The sequence below is a fragment of the Lacticaseibacillus parakribbianus genome, from assembly GCF_025490915.1.
In the GTDB taxonomy this organism is placed as follows: domain Bacteria; phylum Bacillota; class Bacilli; order Lactobacillales; family Lactobacillaceae; genus Lacticaseibacillus; species Lacticaseibacillus parakribbianus.
Genome location: NZ_JANQBA010000017.1, coordinates 42,804 through 62,924, shown reverse-complemented (window position 1 = coordinate 62,924; position 20,121 = coordinate 42,804). Strand labels below are relative to the sequence as shown.

Annotated in this window: 20 protein-coding genes; 5 read left to right on the top strand and 15 right to left on the bottom strand. The window is 56.9% G+C overall.

Annotated elements, in window-relative coordinates; genetic code table 11:
* Positions 1-276 precede the first annotated feature (276 nt).
* From NUH19_RS12045 to NUH19_RS12030, 4 genes are read right to left on the bottom strand one after another with little or no spacing between them, the layout of a single operon-like run.
* Positions 277-1,254, bottom strand: a complete 978-nt coding sequence (locus NUH19_RS12045) for a hypothetical protein (RefSeq protein ID WP_262316796.1) — start codon at positions 1,252-1,254, stop codon at positions 277-279.
* Between the two features lie 11 nt (positions 1,255-1,265).
* Positions 1,266-1,841: a hypothetical protein gene (locus NUH19_RS12040; protein ID WP_262316795.1), complete on the bottom strand. Its 576-nt coding sequence runs from the start codon at positions 1,839-1,841 to the stop codon at positions 1,266-1,268.
* 27 nt (positions 1,842-1,868) lie between these two features.
* Positions 1,869-2,210, bottom strand: a complete 342-nt coding sequence (locus NUH19_RS12035) for a zinc-ribbon domain-containing protein (RefSeq protein ID WP_262316794.1) — start codon at positions 2,208-2,210, stop codon at positions 1,869-1,871.
* Positions 2,211-2,237: 27 nt separating this feature from the next.
* Positions 2,238-3,044, bottom strand: a complete 807-nt coding sequence (locus NUH19_RS12030) for a hypothetical protein (protein ID WP_262316793.1) — start codon at positions 3,042-3,044, stop codon at positions 2,238-2,240.
* A gap of 1,345 nt (positions 3,045-4,389) precedes the next feature.
* Between NUH19_RS12030 and NUH19_RS12025 the strand changes: the two genes are divergently transcribed.
* The 3 genes from NUH19_RS12025 to NUH19_RS12015 all read left to right on the top strand — a co-directional run bounded on the left by NUH19_RS12025 (position 4,390) and on the right by NUH19_RS12015 (position 7,284).
* The gene (locus tag NUH19_RS12025; protein WP_262316792.1) at positions 4,390-5,757 is read left to right on the top strand and encodes a hypothetical protein; all 1,368 of its coding nucleotides are present in this window, start codon (positions 4,390-4,392) and stop codon (positions 5,755-5,757) included.
* Between the two features lie 34 nt (positions 5,758-5,791).
* Positions 5,792-6,067 carry a hypothetical protein gene (locus NUH19_RS12020; protein WP_262316791.1) on the top strand — a complete coding sequence of 92 codons (276 nt, stop codon included), beginning with the start codon at positions 5,792-5,794 and terminating at the stop codon, positions 6,065-6,067.
* Between the two features lie 269 nt (positions 6,068-6,336).
* On the top strand, positions 6,337-7,284 hold the full coding sequence (locus NUH19_RS12015) for a diacylglycerol/lipid kinase family protein (protein ID WP_262316790.1): 948 nt from the start codon (positions 6,337-6,339) through the stop codon (positions 7,282-7,284).
* Positions 7,285-7,338: 54 nt separating this feature from the next.
* Here NUH19_RS12015 and NUH19_RS12010 read toward each other — a convergent pair whose 3' ends face one another.
* The 11 genes from NUH19_RS12010 to NUH19_RS11960 form a co-directional block, all read right to left on the bottom strand.
* Positions 7,339-8,553 (bottom strand): GNAT family N-acetyltransferase, encoded by a 1,215-nt coding sequence (locus tag NUH19_RS12010; protein ID WP_262316789.1) that lies wholly within the window; start codon positions 8,551-8,553, stop codon positions 7,339-7,341.
* Between the two features lie 19 nt (positions 8,554-8,572).
* On the bottom strand, positions 8,573-11,059 hold the full coding sequence (recD2, locus tag NUH19_RS12005; RefSeq protein ID WP_262316788.1) for an SF1B family DNA helicase RecD2: 2,487 nt from the start codon (positions 11,057-11,059) through the stop codon (positions 8,573-8,575).
* Complete coding sequence (locus tag NUH19_RS12000) at positions 11,052-11,705, bottom strand: tetratricopeptide repeat protein (protein WP_262316787.1); 654 nt, start codon at positions 11,703-11,705, stop codon at positions 11,052-11,054. Before NUH19_RS12000 ends, recD2 begins: the two co-directional genes overlap by 8 nt.
* An 8-nt stretch (positions 11,706-11,713) precedes the next feature.
* Positions 11,714-12,373, bottom strand: a complete 660-nt coding sequence (locus NUH19_RS11995) for a histidine phosphatase family protein (protein ID WP_262316786.1) — start codon at positions 12,371-12,373, stop codon at positions 11,714-11,716.
* A gap of 93 nt (positions 12,374-12,466) precedes the next feature.
* Complete coding sequence (locus tag NUH19_RS11990; protein ID WP_262316785.1) at positions 12,467-12,973, bottom strand: methylated-DNA--[protein]-cysteine S-methyltransferase; 507 nt, start codon at positions 12,971-12,973, stop codon at positions 12,467-12,469.
* 85 nt (positions 12,974-13,058) lie between these two features.
* The gene (mnmA, locus tag NUH19_RS11985) at positions 13,059-14,189 is read right to left on the bottom strand and encodes a tRNA 2-thiouridine(34) synthase MnmA (RefSeq protein ID WP_262316800.1); all 1,131 of its coding nucleotides are present in this window, start codon (positions 14,187-14,189) and stop codon (positions 13,059-13,061) included.
* Between the two features lie 612 nt (positions 14,190-14,801).
* Positions 14,802-15,143 (bottom strand): DUF1831 domain-containing protein, encoded by a 342-nt coding sequence (locus NUH19_RS11980; protein ID WP_262316784.1) that lies wholly within the window; start codon positions 15,141-15,143, stop codon positions 14,802-14,804.
* Positions 15,144-15,202: 59 nt separating this feature from the next.
* Positions 15,203-16,363, bottom strand: a complete 1,161-nt coding sequence (locus tag NUH19_RS11975) for a cysteine desulfurase family protein (protein ID WP_262316783.1) — start codon at positions 16,361-16,363, stop codon at positions 15,203-15,205.
* Positions 16,364-16,386: 23 nt separating this feature from the next.
* The gene (locus NUH19_RS11970) at positions 16,387-17,082 is read right to left on the bottom strand and encodes a 5'-methylthioadenosine/adenosylhomocysteine nucleosidase (RefSeq protein WP_262316782.1); all 696 of its coding nucleotides are present in this window, start codon (positions 17,080-17,082) and stop codon (positions 16,387-16,389) included.
* An 83-nt stretch (positions 17,083-17,165) separates the two neighbouring features.
* Positions 17,166-17,435, bottom strand: a complete 270-nt coding sequence (locus NUH19_RS11965) for a hypothetical protein (protein WP_262316781.1) — start codon at positions 17,433-17,435, stop codon at positions 17,166-17,168.
* The gene (locus NUH19_RS11960; protein WP_262316780.1) at positions 17,428-17,964 is read right to left on the bottom strand and encodes an NUDIX domain-containing protein; all 537 of its coding nucleotides are present in this window, start codon (positions 17,962-17,964) and stop codon (positions 17,428-17,430) included. The genes NUH19_RS11965 and NUH19_RS11960 overlap by 8 nt, the downstream gene beginning before the upstream one ends.
* Positions 17,965-18,113: 149 nt before the next feature.
* Between NUH19_RS11960 and NUH19_RS11955 the strand changes: the two genes are divergently transcribed.
* Both NUH19_RS11955 and NUH19_RS11950 read left to right on the top strand, forming a co-directional pair.
* Positions 18,114-18,872 (top strand): 5-bromo-4-chloroindolyl phosphate hydrolysis family protein, encoded by a 759-nt coding sequence (locus tag NUH19_RS11955; protein WP_262316779.1) that lies wholly within the window; start codon positions 18,114-18,116, stop codon positions 18,870-18,872.
* Complete coding sequence (locus NUH19_RS11950) at positions 18,865-20,043, top strand: toxic anion resistance protein (RefSeq protein ID WP_262316778.1); 1,179 nt, start codon at positions 18,865-18,867, stop codon at positions 20,041-20,043. Before NUH19_RS11955 ends, NUH19_RS11950 begins: the two co-directional genes overlap by 8 nt.
* The last annotated feature ends 78 nt before the right edge of the window (positions 20,044-20,121 follow it).

The following is a 20,121-nucleotide window of genomic DNA, read 5'->3' as shown; positions in this document are numbered from 1 at the left end:
TAATTTGATCCGAACAATCTCAGGTTTCTCATCCATAAAATTACCTCACCAATTTAGATTTGATGAGGCAATCATACTGCCCGGCAAGGGGCAATCATATCCGGTCTGTTATTGGGTGCTTACTCTGGTTCAAACCAAATGGCACTAATAAAAGAGCACCCAGACCGATTAAGGCCCAGGCACTCTCATAAATCTGTATCAACTCCACTTGACGAAGAGCCCAACATATAGCCGATGCTCTCGTATCTTATCAACATCCGTTGCAATCACACTTCACTAGTTGCTGGTTTGCCCGTCCCAAGACCAAATAATATTACCACCCGTATCAAAAGCGATTGATAGGGAACTAGCCTGCATACCTTCATACCCAAACAGATACTGATATACATGCGATTTTCCAGGCTGTATCGTGACGTCCCCGGCATCAACAATATCTTGTGGAACTGAGAAGAACTCGGCTTGATTATCAATTCTAAGCAACAGTGAGTCCGGACTGATAGTAATCTGCTTATCAGAAATATTAGTAAAAGTAAAGCTGCTAAACTGAGATGCTGGTGTAACCTTTATAACGGAACTGTTGTTAACACCAATTTCTGAACTACTGTTATCCTCAGCTGAATCATCCTCATTCGTCGAAGCGCCATTACCAACAGATGTAACTTCATCGGCGTCTCTGTTCTTTGCAATCACTTCTTTATCCTTCAAGCTATCAGAAGTACTACCATTTCCTTTGAATGCCATGTAGGTATAAGCAAGTGGAAATTCATTGCTTAAATATATGAAAGTGCCGCCACCAACGAAGTATTGCGGGTTCATATTGTCAAAGATGCGTTCAACCATTTTCGATTTTCCAGGTGCAATGGTTAGTGTTTTTGACACCGCCGGCTTTTCTGGGTCCTGTTGGGACTCATAGAGGAGGATTTTACTGGTGTCCAGAGTAACCTTCTTTTCTGTTTTGTTTGTGACCTCCATATCCACAAAGCAAGGAGAATCGCCTTGGCCATTCGTGCCCGATGTCGCTTCAGATGAGTCTTGTGTGGCCTTAAAACGGAAAAACACCTTATCCCTATCTACCTTAGATAGCTGGTGATAAGACACTGTTTTGGTTTCCCTTCTTGCAGAGCTCTTCTTATGTACTAGTTTAGGCTCAGAGCTCTGTGACGCCTGCCGTAGCTTCTCTGCATTGCTAGTCCGGTGCGCGCTACATCCTGCGAGTAAGATGAGCGACAACGCAAGTACAACCACTTTTTTCAAACGGGTACCCCCTAATTCTTAATCTTGGAATATTTGACTAAAACTGCATTGACTGTTTCTGGTTGGAAATCGAAAGTAGTGTCATGGAAGACACCAGTTAGCTTCTTAGTGAAAATGCCAGAGATTTTGGATACTTCCATCGATGTATCTTGGAATGTTGCGTCATCGGGGTTAGAGTCTTCAGACAATCCGTTAGTCCATTTGAGATTTTTAGCATTACTCTCAATGTCCCAAAATCTGTTATAGTTACTCGACTGGTAAGAAAGCATGTCCGCCAATTGACCTGAAGAGTTTAAGTCATCGACGTATGACTTCGAGTTCTTACTTATGAATAGCGCACCATATCCGTTTTCTTTACCACCAAACACGAGATACCCGGTATCTGTCCATTCACCATTCTGTTCTGTCTTAAGCACAAAGATGTTGCCCTCGACAACGTTTGCCGTGCTGTTGGAGACACTTCTATACCAAAGCGAGACAGCTGTTACTAGCAATGAGAGAATTAGGATTGCTATATGTTTTGTATTTACTTGTTTGACACTTTGACTAGGCTCATTTGTGCTAACTTTATCATTTGATTCAGGCATATTCTCATTCTCCCTTCAACATGTGTACTATTTTTTTGGCTTAAAAAATACAAAGCCAAGGACAAACGAAATGACGTAGGAGAGTCGTCCGATAAAAATTGCTAAAAATGATGCAATTGCGAGCGTCACAAAAAATTTTAGCCAATTGGGCCAGTTGTAGAAACTGTCTACAGCGGAACGTGCATCCCGTTCCACTTCTGTTGTTTCGGTCACCGCGACCTGCTCCTGTTTGTTTGGAGTACTATGAATGCTTTGAGTGCTTGTCTTTTGAGATTCAAGTTTGTGACCGCATTTGACGCAGAACTTTGCGTTTTCAGGTACTTTTGCCCCGCATTCGGGGCAATAAGCGATGCCCGATTCTTCAGTCATTTGAGTTCCCCCACAGTTTTTACGTATTCAGCGCTTATTGTACCATTGAATTCGTTTATATACATTATTTACCATACAATATTTGTCTGTGTTGCCCGCATTGGCAAAGCTCTCAATCACTTGCTTCTGGTAACTGATTGCCGGGACATCTACTAGGTCATTGGCAAGCACTGGGTGGGCATCAATCCAGTCCTGTACCATGCTATCTGTGTAGCTCTCTGACTCGACGATGTTCACTAACTTGAGCAGCTCAGCTCTCTCGGCTCTCAACGGTCTCATCTCATGCTCAGCTCGTACCTGCTCGATGGTGTCTTGGTGTGCCTTAAGCCGGGCAGTGCCGTCTGCCATCTTCTTGCTGAACTGCCGTGGCGACTGATTGTATTGGGCCATGGTCTCGGACTTGCCGCTGGTCAAGATGCTGTTAATCCATTCCCTTGTGGCTGTGTTGGTGAAGATTACACTCACAATCTCGTTTGCTTCAGCTAGAACACCTGGGGACTCGACCTGCTGTACACCCTCTGCCATGCCGCTGTCTACAACCTTCTCGGCTACAGCGTTCTGCCGGGCATCTGCGGACCAGTGGCGTCTGGCGGCATCCTTGCCAGCGTAGGCGATCATCACCATCAGCTGGTAGTTCTCATCGTGAATGGCGTGCATCACCATCGCATCCGTCCAGTTATTCAGCCGGTGTAGCGCCAGCTCCGTGATGAGGTCCTGCCGTGCATCTGCGCGCTCATAGGCCCTGTTCGTTCCTCTCACAGCCTTCAGCAGCTTCGTTGTTGCCTTGCCAAACGCGTCCAATTCCATAATTGCCTCAAACGTTGATTTTTCCATTGTTCTTACTCCTTCACGTAAGCGGTTTCATTTATTCATAAACAAAGATGTCCCTCATTCAACCACGATGAGGGAAGAAAGACTGAAAATGTCGGGGCGACACAAGCCTTTTAGTTTTATTATTTGGTTGCGAAATATTTATCCCTCCACCCTTATAGGGGGCGGAGAGGTCGAAAATCAGCCCTTTATGGCGGCATTCTAATAATTTTATTGTTGATAAGTCTGTGGATTGTGATTGCATTGACTATTCCAGAAGTTAATCAGCATCGATTATGATAGAGTGATTAAATATTTTATCGGGTTTAGTGGTAAACTGCTACCCCTACACCTATATAAGGGGCGGAGGAGGCAAAAACGAAGGCATTTTGACCTTTTTCGACATTCTTTAACAATTCTCAAACGATTTCATGTCGATGGAATAATTACCTCTCCATATACATTGTCTTTTTAGGTACCAAATTCAGGTAGTAGATGGCAATGTTATAATCATATTTAATTAAATTCTAATCAATTTATGCCGACCACCGGAATCGAACCGATGAGATGACCAACGTCAGCGCCCGACAACATGAGGCTATGGCGGACCTTGTTGTCGCGTAGAGAAGAAGTTACCTGGTAAATTATGGTATGAAATTTACCGATCAAAGGAGTAACCGCGATGAACAACGCGATTGAGATGCAAGCGACCAGGGTTTCCTACTTCCTCGTCCCTTACAACTTATATACGAATTGTGATATGTTAATGTACCCATTAATTTGAAATAAATTGAAAAAGTTTCAAAATGTTTTTCGTATCAATCGTATAACCATATTATACTACACTTAACCAGAATTGTATATTGTTTACGAAAATGTTTTCAAACTTATTTTCGCAGATTGATAGATCACACCCATTCGGGAAAGTCACACCAGCCTAATTAGGTTGAGTTGCACACTTGATCTAATCGTCTTATTTAGGCATATTTGTTTACCCTTTCGTCATCGTGTAATAAGGTCAAGAGCAAGACCTTGGGGGTCTTCGCCGACCCCCCCCTGCACCTGACTTCGGCTAAAGCCTCGTCAGTAATGTTGCTAGTCTTATCCGACTAGGATTAATTACTGAGCTGACTTTTCATTAATTAATAATCATCGAGAAAGAAAACAAATCAACTGACAAGGCGGTCTTCAGCCGTAGTCAGACCTCGCTGAGGCCGGGGTTCCGGCCGGTATTACACCATCATAAAAAAGGTACAGAAATGTCTCCAATAAAGAAGAATTGAGAACCAAGGTCTTATCTTAAAGGGAACATTTCTGTACCTTTTGACGTATAATGGGTGTAGGAAGAAAAATGACAGGAGTCACAAATATGGCGAAAATTGAAATTAACCGAGTTGACCTCATGGCGGTTGACTCAAAATGGGCACAATTCGTGTCAGACAAGCAACGTACACGATTCGACAAAATGGGCAAGATGAATAAGGACGCTGAGAATGCGATTGTGCGGGCGTTCCTCAAGGGTGGCTACTCGGCAGCAGAATGGTCAGGTCGTGGTAAGCAACGCGTCATCACCCTCACCGAACCTGATGCTGACCACCCACGGCTCGCCCCAGTCGAAATTGACAAGCGGCTGGCCGTCCGTCAACCTGATTACATCGGCGATGTCGCGTTGCTGTTGATGGACTACATCGCTCGGAATCCTGAATTACACGCTCTGCTGAATGCTGATTCCGCCAAATCAAAGCAATTTAACTATGAGGCCAAGCTGGCACGCGCTGAACACGAGTTACGACACACGAGCTGGCAATGGGCTGGCCTGATTGGACTTCGACCTGAGCTTGATGGCGACTTCGATACTGTGGCCGAAAAAAAGGTTGCAGCACGGTTCCTGGGCGATCCTAGGCATCAGACTGAAGCGATTGAGGCTTACCATCAGCAGATGAAGCAACGTTACGCAGCGATGTTCACGTCGGTTGTGCGAAACGTTCCGGTCAATTGGTCACATGAAGGTCACGGCTTGATGGACGCGAGCGTGGTAACCGATGCGAACGCGCTGAAGCTGACTGATTCTCACCATGTCGATGTGTTCGGTGAGCCGATGGCAGAATACCACGAGAAAGAGGTTGCGATTCGGGCAAAGTATCGCAAGCTGCGCGGTGCCACGGTTGCCGCCGAGCAAATTGTGTCTTACAACGTCGATGAGTTAAAGGCAATCCAGTCGTTGAAGGATGAGTATTTCATTGATAGCTTCTGGATGGACTGGGCGGTCAGCATCGACCAGGTGACCGCCCTCCCCTACTCGATCGATTGGATTATGGATGATACGATGCGCCAGGATACGGTTAATCGCGCGCGTGCTGGATTCCAACGTTACATCGAGACGCTTGCACTGAACAAGGACTACACCTCCCAGAACGCTAATATGGACGCCTACGCATGGAATCAGATGTCCGATATCCGGTCGAACGGGGTGGCCTATGACGACAAGGGACGTGCTGACAACGCAATTACTTTCTTGATCAAGTCTCGCCAGTGGTGGCAGTTCAACGTCGCCATGAACAAGGCTAACGGCCTCCTGGACGCTCAATGTGGTGATCTACACGACAAGATGACCCGCAGTGAGATGAAGAAGGCTGTTGCTGAGTGGAATGCCCTGGGCGAGGTCGAGAAGATGGCATACCCGACGGTCGAAAGTTGGTTGGGTGCAGAAGTACTGGAAATGTTGGAACGCCCATGATATATTGGCCTCGAAAAATGAGGAGGAATATATCATGGGGAAAAAAACAAAATCTGCACCCCGATTCAACTTGTTTCTAATAATGGCTGGTGTTTTCAGTGTTGTCGCTGCCATTGCCGCATTCAAGGATCCAGATTTAGCCGCAACTTTTATTGGATTAAGCCTAACTGCATTAACAATTTCGCTGTCTCAAAAAGATAATGACAAGCCAGCCAACATCAGCATCACCCTCAGTGATGAATCAATTGCCAAGCTGGCAACTGCCCTGAAGGCCAGTGAGAAACCTAGTGCGCCCAAGAAACATAACTAGACAACGACAAAGGGGAGCCCGTGATGGACTCCCCTTTTTTGTGTGATGTTAATAAAAGTTTGTGAATTTTGGTCGCCCGCCAGGAAATGTCTTTTCTATTCCACTGTCCCAAGGTGAATTCCGGTGCTTGATTGTGAGCTTTGAAAATTTATGAAAACTTGCTACGTAGCCATTTATAACTTGTTGATTGTTGTGTTTCTCTCGCGCTTGTTTTATCCAAAACCAGCCGGTATAATCAAAATTAGTGAAATTGAGGAAGAGGGATCCGCATGGCCGACTGTTTTTATTACATTATTTTTAACCCCGCGGCGGGCTCCGGCACCTCCGTGGCCACCTTCAAGGCGGTTCGCAAGGTGCTGGACGCACGCAAGCTCCCCTACGAGATTCGGGTCAGCCGCTACTCCGGCCACGCCATTCAGCTGGGCAAGCAGATCGGCAGCTTCAACAAGCACGACCACGCGGTGGTGATGGTGATCGGCGGCGACGGGACCCTGAACCAGACCATCACCGGCCTGCGCCAAACCGACCAGCCGCTTTTGCCGGTCGCCTACATCCCCGCCGGCTCCGGCAACGACTTCGCTCGGGGCATCGGCATGGCCCAGGACCCGCTGAAGGCGCTGGACCAGATTCTGGCCGCGACCAAGCCGCTGGTGCTCGACATCGGTCAGTACAGCGAGGCCACGCGCCACGAGGCCGGCTACTTCGTCAACAACATCGGCGTCGGCTTCGACGCCGCGGCGGTGGCGGCGACCAACCGCAGCAACTACAAGCGCATACTCAATAAGCTGCACCTCGGCAGCCTCGCCTACATGTTCGGCGTCGTCAACGTGTTCTTCTCGCGCAAGCCGTTTTCGGTCACCGTTCACGTCGATGGCCGCTACGAGATCATCCCCCGCGCCTTTCTTTGCACCACCACCAACCACCCGTACTTCGGCGGCGGGGTGCGAATTCTGCCGACCGCCACGCCGACGGATGGCGAAATCGACCTGATCGTCGTCGAGAACCTGAACATCCCCTACTTCCTGTTCCTGCTGCTGGAGCTGATCCGCGGCCGGCACCTGAAGTACAAGGCGGTTCACCACTTCAAGGCCAAGCACCTGCGGGTCGAAACCAGTTCGTTGGAGTTCGGGCAGATGGACGGCGAGGAGATGGGTACCCGCCCCTTCGACCTGGACTTTCACGTCGTGCAGCAACCCTTTTGGATTAAGCTAGACTGACGCCAAAACGCCTCGCCCTTGCAAGTTGCTTGCAAGGGCGAGGCGTTTTGGTCGTCAGAAGTAATCGGAGAAGTACGGCTCATCCATCGGAATCAGGCTTTCCAGCTGCTTGACCGCCTTCTTGGACGCGGTCAGCCGCTCGATTTTGGCCAGGTAAGACGGGCGGCGGTAGCTCATCAGCATGGTGGTCAGCGTCTGGATGTCCAGTGCCACGCGCTCCCCCACGGGGCGGTCGGTGACGTGAACGCGGCCGCTTGCGTCCCACCACAGGCCAAACGTCCGGTTGTTCCATTCCGCCAAGGGGTCGGCCACTACGAAGTGCAAAGGCGCCCCGGGCTCGACGAACGGGTAAACCTTGAGGAACTCGGCGACGTCGACGATTCGCGCCATGAAGTACGGGTGAATCGTCTGCTTGATGTCACCGTCGTCCAGCAGAAAGTGCAGCGGCTCGTTCTTGTAAATGTCGCCTCGCACGTGCTCGACCATCGAGAAGTGGGCGGCGACGAAGTTCCAGAGGCCGATGCGGCCCTCTTGGGTGTTGTAGACCATCTCCTTGATGTGAAACACCTCGTCGGCAATCCAATAAAGCACGTAGCCCTGGGGAATGTCTTGCTCGTCGTAGTAGACCCCGGCGACGCGCTCCTCCTCGTTCTCCCAGCGCCAGTACTCGTCCCAGTTGAGCTGGTTGCGAATCATCGCACCGTGGTTGTGCAGGGCGAAGCGGTTGTAGGTTTCGATCACATCCGGGTCGTCGATTTCCAGCCGCTCGACGTGGCCCGGCATGTTCGCGTCGGCCTTGGGCAGTTGGGTGTCTCGCACATCGAAGGTCAGGTGGTCGGACATGATCTCCCAGCCCTTTTTGCGGTAAAAGGGAATGCTGTACGGGTAAAGGTAAGAGATCCACTGCCGGTGGTCGCGCATGTGCCGCAGCCCCAGCTTCACCAAATCGTGCATCAGGCCGTGACCGGCGTATTCGGGGTAGGTGCCGACCCCGGTCAGCCCCGCCATGTCGTAGATGGTGCCGTGAATGTTCACCCGGCACGGGTAAATCGCCAGCTGCGAGATCAGCTCGCCGTCGTGGAACCAGCCGAACACGTCGGATTTCTCCAGCACCGGCCGCTTCGCCCGTTCGAGCTCACCTTCCTCGTAGCCGCCTTCCTCCATGTCCTTGGCGGTCACTTGAAACACATAGGCCAGTAAGTCGTTGAACTGCTCCAGATCCGCCGGGGTGACCTGGCGAATCTCAAGTTCGGAACGTATGTCTGCCATAAAAACCTCTTTCTTCTTGCTACTTGCTTGCGGCTTGCGCGTAAGGGGTGATGCCGGTCATGCCGATCATCGGGTCAATGGTGTTGGCGGCGACCAGCGCCGGGGTCAGGCGGTAGGACGCGGGGGCGGCTGTCGATTCGGCGGTTGTAGCCGGCTGGTCCGGTGCTTTTGTGGGCGCGGCCGCCGCTACGGGGGCAGCCGGCGCTGGTGTCACCGGCGCCGATTCACCTTGCGGGGCGGCCGTTGCGGGTTGCGCGACTAAGGCAGCGGCGGCGGGATTGGCCGCAAGCACCGCCTGGAGCCGCGCCACCAGCGCGGTTTGGCGGTTGTCCGCCACTGCCGACACCGCCAGTTCGAAGGCCCGCGGGTCGCCCATCAGAATCAGGAAGTCCTTGGCCCGGGTAATCGCCGTGTACAACAGGTTGCGCCGCAGCATGCGGCGGCTGCCTAGGGTCAGCGGCAGAATCACCACCGAGAACTCGCTGCCCTGCGCCTTGTGAATCGAGGTCGCGTAGGCCAGGGTCAGCTTGCCCCAGTCACTGCGCTGGTAAGACAGCTCGTTGCCGTCAAAATCCAGCGTCAGCTCGTCGGTTTTGCTGTCGGCCTGCTTGGCCTCGGTGATGCCGACCACCTCGCCAAGCTCGCCGTTGTAGACGTTGGCCTCGGGGTTGTTGACCAGCTGCAGCACCTTGTCGCCGATGCGGTAGACGCCGAACGGCCCGGTGACCTCCTTGGTCCGGGCGTCGCGCCGCGGGTTGAGGATGTCTTGAATCAGCGGGTTGAGCTGGTCGATGCCGGCCACCCCACGGTACATCGGGGCCAGCACCTGCAGTTCGCTTTTGGCGAACTTGCGCGAGGCCTTTTGGACCACCTGCCCCACCGCCGTCGCCAGCTGGTTGGGGGGGCAGAGAATGAAGGAGCGGTCCGGCCGGTTTTGCTGCCAGTCGGCCGGTAGCTTGCCGGCGTTGATCGCATGGGCCAGCGGAATGATCGAGCTTGTCGCGTCTTGGCGGTGAATGTGGCTGAGCTCGAGGCTCGGCAGCGTCCGGCTGCGCAGCAGGTCGGCGAAGACCTGGCCGGGCCCGACACTTGGCAGCTGGTCCTTGTCCCCCACCAGAATCAGGTGGATACCCGGGTGAACCGAGGTCAAAAGCGTCCGGAACAGGTACGTGTCGACCATCGACATCTCATCGACGATCAAAAGCCCGTCCGGCAGGTCCTTGGGCTCAAAGTCCTGGCTGTCAACGGCAAGCCCCAGCAGCCGGTGAATCGTGCTGGCCGGCAGTCCGGTGGTTTCCATCATTCGCTTGGCGGCGCGACCGGTCGGCGCGGCGAGCATGAACGGGAACGGCTCGTCCTTGTACGAATTGGGGTCAAGCGACAGGTCGTGCAGCGCCGCAAAGACGCGAACGATGCCGTTGACCACCGTGGTTTTGCCCGTGCCCGGGCCGCCGGTCAAAAGAAACAGCTGATCTTGCATCGCCGTTTGAATCGCCTGCGTCTGAGTCTCGTCGTACTGGATGCCTGCCGACTTGGCCACGGCCTTGATCGCCTTTTGGATCGCCTTGGACTTGGGGGCCGGCGTGCTTGCGCGAAGCAGCAGCTTCAGCCGGTCGGCGATCACCCGCTCGGCGTCGTACAACCGCTTGGGAAACACGTGCTGGTCCTCGACGAACAGCTCGCCCTTTTGCGTCAGCGAAAGCATCGCGTCTGCGACCTGATCCGGCTGGATGGCGACGTTTCTGGCCCCTTCCAGCATGTTGACGGTGTCCTTCAGCAAGGTTGGCAACAGCGCGTAGGTGTCGCCGGTGCCTTCCGTCAGGCTGGCCAGCACGTCCAAGACCGCCCCGGCCAGGCGCATCGGGGCGTCGGCCGCCACGTTCAGGTGGGCGGCGATTGCGTCGGCGCGTTTGAAGCCGATGCCTTCGACGTCGGCGATCAGCTGGTAAGGGTTCTCCTCAATCACGTGCATCGCGTCGGTGCCGTACAGCTGGTAAATCCGGGCGGCCATGTTGCTGGTGAAGCCCAGGTCGTTGAGGCCGATAATCACCTGCTCCATGCCGAGGTTGGCGGTCAAATTGTCGACCAAAACCGCCTGCTTTTGGGCGTTGAGACCCAGCGGTGCCAGCACCTTTGCGTCCTTGAGAATTTTGTCGATCGCGCCCATGCCCAGGGCGTCAACGATGCGTTCGGCGGTTTTGGCCCCGATGCCCGGGAACTTGTCGGAGCTCAGGTAGTTGATCAGCCCCTGCTTGGAGGTCGGTTTGGCCACCGAGTAGTTGTTGGCGGCGAACTGGCCGCCGTACTTGGGGTGATTGACTAGGCTGCCGACGAAGCCGTAGCTCTCTTCTTCCTTGATGTCGCCGAAGCTGCCGGTGACCACAATCTCTTTTTCCGGCCAGTCGAAGTCCTTTTGGGTGATGCCGACCAGCAGAATCTTGAAGAAATTGCTGGCGTTCTCAAAGAAAATGGCCTTCACCCGCCCGGTCAGGTGACACTCAGTCATGGTTTTGAACCTTCAAGAAGCCGGCGATGTCCCGCACCCGCCCGGCCTGCTCCTGGTAGCCCTTGGGATCGAGCGCCTTGGCCTTCGTCAGCCAGGCGCTGCCGTCGCGCCCGGCGCCGGTTTCGGCCATGCCATAGGTGAACAGCACCTTGGCGTCTTGAACCTGCGCGAACGGCCGCAACAGCGCCGCCGCCTGCTCGAAGACCCCAAGCCCCAGCAGCAGCTCGGCGCAAAGCAGCGCCGCGTCCAGCCGGGTGCGGTCGGCCTCATGCGCCGTCAGCGCAAAGGCCAACGCCCGTTGTGCCTGGCCCATGCGCTGGTAAGACAGCGCCAGCATGTACTGGGCATCGGCCTGCAAGGGTCCTTGGGTCAGCTGAAGGAAGTAGCGAACCGCCAGCTGGTCGTTCTCCTGCGCGTGGGCCAACAGCCCCGCGTCGTAGGTCAGCTCGGCGTCGTTGGGGAATAACCCCAGCGCCTTGACCAAAAGCTGGCTGGCCTGATCGAAGGCCTTGATGCCGATCAGCATCGTCGCCAGGGTGGCGTAGCGCTTGGGGTCGGTCGGCTTCTCATCGATGCGCCGCACCGCCTCTTGAATCGCCGCGTCGTGTTCGCCGCGGTTGAACTGTGCGATCATTTTGTCTGCCATGATTCCTCCTAGATCGTGTCGGTCGGGTCAAGCCGCTTGGTCAAAAAATCCGTGTCGTTCCAGCGAATCAACCGGTAAGGCAGCCGCGGCCGCGCCTCCAGGATGGTCACGCTGGAATTGGTCAGGCCGCCGTCCTTGCGCATGTCGGCAATCGGGGTGCCCAACAGGCTTTGAATCAGTGCCACCAGGGCCGCACCGTGGCTGACGAACAGCAGGTTGGCCGCACCGGTGGCATCGGCCGCCACCGCATCAAACACCACCGGCTGCATCCGCTTGATTAAGGCGGGAAAGCTCTCGCCGCCGATGGCCGTCGGGTCGTAGTCGGCCGGCGCGTGGCGGAAGGCCTGAAGCGCTTGCGGGTACTTCTCCTGCACCGCGGCGAAGGTCATGCCTTCCATCTTCCCCAGGTCGAATTCGCGCATCCCCACCGTGGTGGTCACCGGAATCGTCTGGCCCAGATCGGCCAACAGCACCCGCGCGGTTTCCTGGGCGCGAGGCAAGGGACTCACGTAGGCGTGAGCGAAGGCCACGCCCTGCAAGGCCCCGGCCAGCTGATGAATCTGCTCGTAACTTTCGGGCAGCAAGGGCGAGTCCCCCTTGGCCCCCTGGTAGCGCCCCGCCAGGTTCCATTCCGTCTTTCCGTGTCGCACAAAGTATAACCGCGTCAAACCGTGACCCCCTTAGTGATAACCTTAATTATCGCGATTTCACCGCGGGATTTCAAGGGGCGCCGGCCGCAAACGCCGAAAGCACGCCTTTGCTCACCCCTTGGCCAGCGCGTGACCGCGTACCGCCACGCCCTCAAGCGTCAAAAGCGCGACTTTGCGTTCCAGTCCCCCCGCGTAACCCGTCAGGTCGCCGCTGACGGCAACCACGCGGTGGCACGGGACGAACAGCGACAGCGGGTTGTGCCCCACCGCGTTGCCAACGGCCCGGGGGCTGGTCGAGGCCCCCAACGCCTGCCCCAAGTCGCGGTACGTGATGGTGGTGCCGTAGGGGACCTGTCGCAGCGCCGTCCAAACCGCCTGGCGAAAGGCGGTGCCGCTTGGGTGCAGCGGCACCTCAACGGCCGGCCTGGTGCCGGCGAAGTAGCCGTCGAGCCAGCGCGTGGCCCGGTTCAAAAGCGGCGTGGTCGCGACGCTGGCCTGGGCCAGCGCCACGCCTTGGCCGTAATGCGCCTGACCTTTGAACCAGGCGCCGCACAGCCCCTGGTCGTCGGCCGCCAGCGTCATCGGCCCAAGCGGTGTCTGATAATCGATGCGATTCATAATTGACCTCCGTACGTATGTTTGTCTCCAGTATACCACCCGCCGCCAACAAAAAGACCGCCTCGGCGTGAGGCGGTCTGGTTACTTAGATGTACTGCAGCACCTTGGCGTCGTTGTAGGCCAGATCGATGGTCCCACCGCCCAGGCACTCGGCGCCGTCGTACAGCACCACGGCCTGGCCCGGCGTGATCGCGCGAACCGGCTCGTCGAAGACAATCTTGGCGCGGTCGCCATCCAGCGTGACCGTCACGCCGGTGTCCTTTTGGCGGTAACGGAACTTGGCGGTGCAGTGGAAGCTGGCCGCCGGCGCCGGGCCGGTGAAAAAGCTCATCTGGCTGGCATCCAGGCTGGTGGCCATCAGGGCTGGGTGGTTGAAGCCCTGGCCGACGTACAGCGTGTTGGTCGCAAGGTCCTTACCGACCACGAACCACGGCTCGGAGTTCTGGCTGTTGCCGCCGATGCCCAGGCCGGAGCGCTGGCCGATGGTGTAGTACATCAGCCCGTCGTGGGTCCCCATCTCGACGCCATCCACCGTCATCATCTTGCCGGGCTGCGCCGGCAGGTAGGTGGAAAGGAACTGCTTGAAGTTGCGCTCTCCGATGAAGCAGATGCCGGTGCTGTCCTTCTTGGCCGCGGTGGCCAGGCCGAACTCCTTGGCAATCGCCCGCACCTCGGGCTTTTGCAGGTGGCCGATTGGGAACAGCGACTTCTTCAGCTGGGCCTGAGACAGCTGGCTGAGAAAGTAGGTCTGATCCTTGTTGCCGTCGGCGCCGCGCAGCATGTGAACCACGCCGTTCTCATCGGTGGTGGTCTGGGCGTAATGGCCCATCGCAATGTAATCGGCATCGAGTTCTTCGGCGTAGTCTAAGAAGGCCTTGAACTTAATCTCCTTGTTGCACATCACATCCGGATTCGGAGTGCGGCCGGCCTTGTACTCGTCCAGGAAGTACTGGAACACCCGGTCCCAGTACTCCTTTTCGAAGTTGATCGCGTAGTACGGGATGCCGATTTCGGCGGCCACCTTCGCGACATCCTCGTAGTCGGTCGTCGCGGTGCAGACACCGTTTTCGTCGGTGTCGTCCCAGTTTTTCATGAAGACCCCGACCACGTCGTAGCCCTGCTGCTTGAGTAAAAGCGCGGTGACGGACGAATCCACCCCGCCGGACATCCCCACCACGACGCGCGTGTTGCTATTGTCCAAAAAAATCACCATCATTTCAATCAGATTCTGGAGTTCTCCGATTTGAAGGTCGACAATTCCAGTAGTCACAATTATACCAGTCCGGCCGCGGATTTCAATCCTAACCAAAAGTTAGCAAGTCACGGGACAAAAAGACCCGGCGCGGCCGAAGGCAACGCCGGGCAGGCCGAAGCCACCGCGGGTTGACGCTCGCGGCGGCCTCGGCTATCTTGCTAACTGGTTACAATCTTGCAGGATTGGCCTCGCAGTGGTGCTGCGTTCAAGGCCGCTTGGAACAAGCCACGCGCCGAGCCCCTCCGCAGCTACCTCGCAAGCGAGTAGGAGAGACAGTCAGACTGCGCGTGGGTGGTGGCGCTCGCCCTGGTATTCGGGCCCATCGAGGGGCGCCGTAACGCGAAAACACGTGTGTTGAAAGCCAGGTTCGGCTTGGTATGGGCGGGGGTACTGGAGATGCTTATGCTCCGGCCATTCCCCCTTGGGACAGTGGACGCGCAACGACCAAGGCCTTTGGCCGCCTCCCTGTCCTAGAATAATCATCCACAATCAGTGTAAGCCCTGCCACGGTGAGCGTCAATTTTGAAGCTCACAACCACCAAAAAAAGCCAGCCGCAAGCGGCTGGCCGACGCTCACGCCTCTTCGAGGACGTCGCGCTCAATCAGGTTTTCAATCAAGTACTGGTACTGCTCCACGTTGTCTGCGGTCTTGGCGTCCTTGAAAATGTTCAGGGCCTTCAGGCCGTTGCCGGTGGTGACCCCCATCTGGAAGCCGGACAGGTCCTTGGCCACCGTCACCTTCAGCTTGTTGGCCGCGGTGAACGGTGAGTTGGGATCTAGGCTGCGTTCCAGCTGGAAGTTGCCGTTTTTGGTCTGGACGAAGCCCAGATCCATCAGTGTGTAGCGCTTAATGTTGGCGCCGATTTTGTAGGTTTTGGGGTCGCCTTGGGCCGACCCCGTGCTTGCTAATGCCATTGTCTCTCCCCCTCACTGTCTTCTTCATTCTACCATGGCCGCGCCACGGCGCAAAGCGCTTACTTGGCGGCCTTGGCCCGCAGGCGGGTGACGATTTTGATCAGCGCCTGAATGAACTGGGCGATGTCAAGCGTCGTCGTCGCCTTGCCAAACGAGATGCGAATGGACTCGCCGATGCGGGGACTGTCAGCGCCGTACATCGCGGTCAGGACGTGGGACGGCTCGAGGCTGCCGGCGGTGCAGGCCGACCCCCCTGACACCGCAAACCCGGCCAGGTCGAGGTTGGTCTGCAGCGCGTAGGTCGATACGCCGGGGAACCAGAGGTTGAAGACGTGGTTCAACGCGTCGGCCTGCACCGTGCCGTTGACTTCAAAGGCGACGCCGGCGCCACGCAGCGAGTCCTGAATCTGGTGCTTGAAGCCCAGGTACTTGGCCTGGCGATCCGCCTTTTCCTGTGGGGTGATCAAGCTGACCGCCGCCGCGAACCCGGCGATGGCCGGAATGTTCTCGGTGCCGGCGCGGCGCTTGCCCTCCTGCTCGCCGCCCTTAATGAACGACGGGAAGTTCAGGCCGGCGCGGCGGTACAAGAAGCCGATGCCCTTGGGGCCGTTGATTTTGTGGGCGGATACGCTCAGCAGGTCGACCCCCAGCGCATCGACGTCGATGTCGAGCAACCCATAGGCCTGGGTCGCGTCGGTGTGAAACCAGGCCTGATGCGCGGCCAACCGGGCCCCGATGGCGGCGATTGGCAGGTGGCTGCCGACCTCGTTGTTGCCCATCATCACGGACACCAAGATGGTGCGGTCGTCCAGCGCGGCGTCAAAATCCGCCAGGCTGATCTGGCCGTTGGCGTCAACCGGCAGGTAGGTCACCTCAAAGCCTTCCTTTTCAAGCTGCGCCAGCGGCTTCAAGACGCTGGGGTGCTCGATGGCGGTCGTGATGATGTGGTTGCCCAACGCCTGCCTGGCGTGGGCCACCTGCACGATGGCCGTGTTGTTGGCCTCGGTGGCGCCGCTGGTGAATTGAATGTTATCCGGCAAGGCGTGGATGCTGGCCGCCATGGTCTGCCGCGCCTGATCCAGCACGGTGTGGGCCTGGCGCCCGAACCAGTGGGTGGAGCTGGCGTTGCCAAAATCGTCTTGCATTTGGGCCGTCATCGTCGCGATGACCTGCTTAGCCATCGGCGTCGTGGCGGCATTGTCGAGGTAAATGTGAGCCATGTTCTGCCTTCTTTTGAAATGAGTTACGCGGCCAGCTGGTGGATGTAGGCCAAAAGCATCGCCGCGCTTTGCTTGCCGGCCTCAATGATGAAGTCGTCGAAGTTGACGCTGGCCTCCTCGTTGCCGCCGTCGCTCATCGCGCGAATCACGACGAACGGCACGTGGAACTGGGTGGCCACCTGACCGATCGCGGCGCCTTCCATCTCGGAGGCCAAGGCATCCGGGTAGATGCCGTGGATGCGCTTGATCGCGTCGGTGCTGTTGATGAACTGGTCCCCGGAGACGATCAACCCGACGTGCGTGGTCAAGGCGACGGTTTCGGCGGCCTTGGCGATGGCCTGGACCAGGCTAGCGTCGGCGGTGAACTTTTGCGGCTGATTCGGCAGCTGCCCCGGCAGGTAGCCAAAGGCCGTCGAGTCGACGTCGTGGTAGGCCACGGCGTCAGCAATCACGACGTCGCCGATGTGCAGGCCAGCGCCGATGCCGCCGGCGGAACCGGTGTTAATCACCACATCCGGGTGGTACTGATTGATCAAAACGGCCGTGGTCATCGCGGATTGCACCTTGCCGATGCCGCATTCGACCATCACCACCTCAACGCCTTCGATGGTGCCTTGGTAGTACTGCTGGCTGGCAAACTGCTGGGCCTGTTCGTTGTTCAATCGGGCCCGAAGCGTCCGGATTTCCTCTTCCATCGCACAGATAACGCCTAATTTCATCTTCACTACTCCATTCTCGCCGGCCGGTGGCCGCATATTTACAAGGAACTATTCTACCTTAACCGCCGGGCGGCCGCAAACCGCTACAGCTTGAACAACACCACGGCGACGATGATCAAAAGCACGACCACAATGCCGATCGCCCAGTTCAGCTTCTTTTTGAGGCTGTTGACCTTGGTGTAGGTCACCGCGTCAAAGCGCGTGTTCGGCTCGGCCTTGCGCTTTTTGGCCGTCCGTTGGGCCGCGGCGTAATCACGCTCGGTTTCGCGGCGCTTGACGTCGCGTTCCGCGGCCGCGCTTTCGGCCTTGGCCTGGGCCTCGCGGTAGGCCTTTCTGGTGGGAATATCAGACATGTTGCGCCTCCTTGAGCTGCCAGTGCAGCAAGCCGATCACCGTTTTGGCGTCGCAGATGACGCCTTGGGCCTGAGCCTCAAGCGCCTCGGCCAAAGTCAGCCACTCGCCGGCCACCGCCTCGCCGACGTCTTGCGACCGCTGGTTGGCCGGCCGGTGCAACCCCGTCGCCGAATACAAGGTGATGGTGGCATCCGAGAAGCCGGCGCTTTGGGCCACCCGCGCGAGGTAGTGCCAGTTGGTCGCAGCCAGCTGCGCCTCTTCGTTGAGCTCGCGCTTGGCGGTGGCCAGCGGCGCCTCGCCGGGTTCGATCCGCCCGGCCGGCAGCTCGAGGGTCTCTTGCCCAAGCGGGGTTCGCCACTGTCGCACGAACAAGACGCGCTCGCCGGATTGCGCCAAGACCCCGGCGGCACCGGTGGTGCGAACCACCTCGCGCAAGGCGGGGGTGCCATCGGGCAGTTGAACGGTCAGCCGGTCCAAGTTGAGAATGCGCCCGGTGTAAAGGCGCGTGGTGTGCATTAATTGTTCCATGAGTCGACTCCTTTTCTGTATCTTACCAATCTCTGGGCCAAACGCCAACGCCTTAACCAAATCTAAACGAAAGTCAATCCTAGGGCCGATATTCCCCCTCCGGTTGTATGGTAAACTAAAGGCACGATAACAATTCAGGAAGTGAGCCCGTGAAAAAAAATGACAAACAGATTCGCTGGCTGCGCGTGGGGCTGTGGACCCTCGGCGGCTTCGTCCTCGGCGCCGTCAGCACCCGCCTGTGGCTGGCCGTTTTCGTCGCCGTGGTCTTCGGCTTCGCCCGAATCCTCGGCGAGCTGAGCCGACCGCGCCCGACCGCCCCGGTGGCGACCCCGCCGATGACCGACAAGATGGCGGCGCATTACGCCGACTCCGGTCTCAATGAAAGTGAAATCGACCTGTTTCGCGAGACCATGGACCAGGTGGCCGCACAGATTCGCCAGTTCGAAAACATCGAAAACCGCGTCCCGAAAATCAAGAGCGTCGCGCTCAACCACGATCTGGACAACGTGATGCACGCCTACTTCAAGGCCGTGGTCAAGACGCCCAAGCAACTGGCAAGCGCCGGCCACTTCGTCTACGAGCAGCTGCCCAACCTGGTCAGCATCGCCCAGAAATACGAGGAAATCAGCCACCACGAGGTCAAGACCCAAGACACCTACGACGTGTTGACCACCGCGGCCAACGCCTTGGGCGACCTGGCCGAGGCGGTCAAAGCCGACTACGCCGCCTTCGTCGAGAACGACCTGGATGACCTGGAGGCCTCGGTGGCCCTGGCCAAGCGGCAGATGCAGCCGCGGCTGAACGAATCGACCGTCCTACCGGGCCACCAAGTCGCTGGCAACCTGGCTCCGGGCCACCAAGTCGCTGGCAACCTGGCTAAAGAAGAAATGGAGAAATCGCATGAGTGAAGAACAGCCGCAAACCGACACGCAAAACCTGGTCAATGACTTGTTGAGCCAGCCATTTTCCGCCACTGCCAACCCGGTGGCCAAAAAAGAGGCGCAGGCCGAGACCCCGACCTTGACCCCCGAGCAGGAGGCCCAGGCCAAGGAGCTGGCCAAGCAGCTGGACGTCAAGAGCCAAGACGCGGTGCTGAGCTACGGCGCCGCCGCCCAAAAGCAGCTCGGCAACTTCTCGCAAACCATGCTGGATCAGGTGCAAAGCCAAGACACCGGCGCCGTCGGGGATGCCCTGTCCAGCCTGATGGCCCGGCTCAACGAGGCCAACCCCGACGAGCTGCGAGCCGAAAACAGCAACATTTTCAAGAAGATGTTCGGCAAGGTTCGCCGCTCGATTTTCGAAATCACGGCTAAGTACCAAAAGATCGGCGCCCAAATCGACGCGATTGCCAGCCGCCTGGAAAAAGAGCAGCAGGGCCTCTTGACCGACAACAAGATGCTCGAGGAGCTGTACGGCCAAAACAAGGCCTACTTTGACGCCTTGAACATCTACATCGCCGCGGCCAAGATGAAGCTGCAAGAACTTGAAACCACCACGATTCCGGTGGCGCTCAAGGAAGCCCAAGACTCCGGTGACCAGATGAAGGTCCAAGAGGTCAACGACCTCAAGCAGTTCCAGGCCCGGCTTGAAAAACGCGCCTACGACCTGCAGCTGGCCCGGCAGATCACCCTGCAACAGGCCCCACAGATTCGCCTGATTCAAAACACCAACCAGGCTCTGGCCGAAAAGATTCAAGCCAGCATCAACACCGCGATTCCGCTGTGGAAGAACCAGGTGGCCATCGCCTTAACCCTGCTGCGGCAAAAGGACGCGGTCACCGCCCAGCGCCAGGTCTCCGAAACCACCAACGACCTGCTGAAGAAGAACGCCTCGATGCTCAAGATTTCGGCCATCGAAACGGCCAAGGAAAACGAGCGCGGCGTGGTCGACATCGAAACCTTGACCCAGACCCAAAACGACCTGGTCGAAACGCTCAAGCAGACCCTGCAGATTCAACAGGACGGTCGCGCCAAGCGCAAGGCCGCAGAAGCGGAGCTCTCCAACATGGAAAACGACCTCAAGAACCACCTGCTCGATTACACCTCCGGTCGCATGGGCGGCGGTACCCCGCAGGCCTGACCGCACCAACCGCAAAAAGCGCATGTCCGCCGCCGCTAACGGCGAGAAGACATGCGCTTTTTTTGTGGCCGCGGCGAC

Excerpts from the sequence above, each read along its gene's own strand:
- NUH19_RS12040 (WP_262316795.1), bottom strand. The coding sequence starts at position 1,841 with ATGCCTGAATCAAATGATAAAGTTAGCACAAATGAGCCTAGTCAAAGT.
- NUH19_RS12035 (WP_262316794.1), bottom strand. The coding sequence starts at position 2,210 with ATGACTGAAGAATCGGGCATCGCTTATTGCCCCGAATGCGGGGCAAAA.
- NUH19_RS12030 (WP_262316793.1), bottom strand. The coding sequence starts at position 3,044 with ATGGAAAAATCAACGTTTGAGGCAATTATGGAATTGGACGCGTTTGGC.
- NUH19_RS12025 (WP_262316792.1), top strand. The coding sequence starts at position 4,390 with ATGGCGAAAATTGAAATTAACCGAGTTGACCTCATGGCGGTTGACTCA.
- NUH19_RS12020 (WP_262316791.1), top strand. The coding sequence starts at position 5,792 with ATGGGGAAAAAAACAAAATCTGCACCCCGATTCAACTTGTTTCTAATA.
- NUH19_RS12015 (WP_262316790.1), top strand. The coding sequence starts at position 6,337 with ATGGCCGACTGTTTTTATTACATTATTTTTAACCCCGCGGCGGGCTCC.
- NUH19_RS12010 (WP_262316789.1), bottom strand. The coding sequence starts at position 8,553 with ATGGCAGACATACGTTCCGAACTTGAGATTCGCCAGGTCACCCCGGCG.
- recD2 (WP_262316788.1), bottom strand. The coding sequence starts at position 11,059 with ATGACTGAGTGTCACCTGACCGGGCGGGTGAAGGCCATTTTCTTTGAG.
- NUH19_RS12000 (WP_262316787.1), bottom strand. The coding sequence starts at position 11,705 with ATGGCAGACAAAATGATCGCACAGTTCAACCGCGGCGAACACGACGCG.
- NUH19_RS11990 (WP_262316785.1), bottom strand. The coding sequence starts at position 12,973 with ATGAATCGCATCGATTATCAGACACCGCTTGGGCCGATGACGCTGGCG.
- mnmA (WP_262316800.1), bottom strand. The coding sequence starts at position 14,189 with ATGATGGTGATTTTTTTGGACAATAGCAACACGCGCGTCGTGGTGGGG.
- NUH19_RS11980 (WP_262316784.1), bottom strand. The coding sequence starts at position 15,143 with ATGGCATTAGCAAGCACGGGGTCGGCCCAAGGCGACCCCAAAACCTAC.
- NUH19_RS11975 (WP_262316783.1), bottom strand. The coding sequence starts at position 16,363 with ATGGCTCACATTTACCTCGACAATGCCGCCACGACGCCGATGGCTAAG.
- NUH19_RS11970 (WP_262316782.1), bottom strand. The coding sequence starts at position 17,082 with ATGAAATTAGGCGTTATCTGTGCGATGGAAGAGGAAATCCGGACGCTT.
- NUH19_RS11965 (WP_262316781.1), bottom strand. The coding sequence starts at position 17,435 with ATGTCTGATATTCCCACCAGAAAGGCCTACCGCGAGGCCCAGGCCAAG.
- NUH19_RS11960 (WP_262316780.1), bottom strand. The coding sequence starts at position 17,964 with ATGGAACAATTAATGCACACCACGCGCCTTTACACCGGGCGCATTCTC.
- NUH19_RS11950 (WP_262316778.1), top strand. The coding sequence starts at position 18,865 with ATGAGTGAAGAACAGCCGCAAACCGACACGCAAAACCTGGTCAATGAC.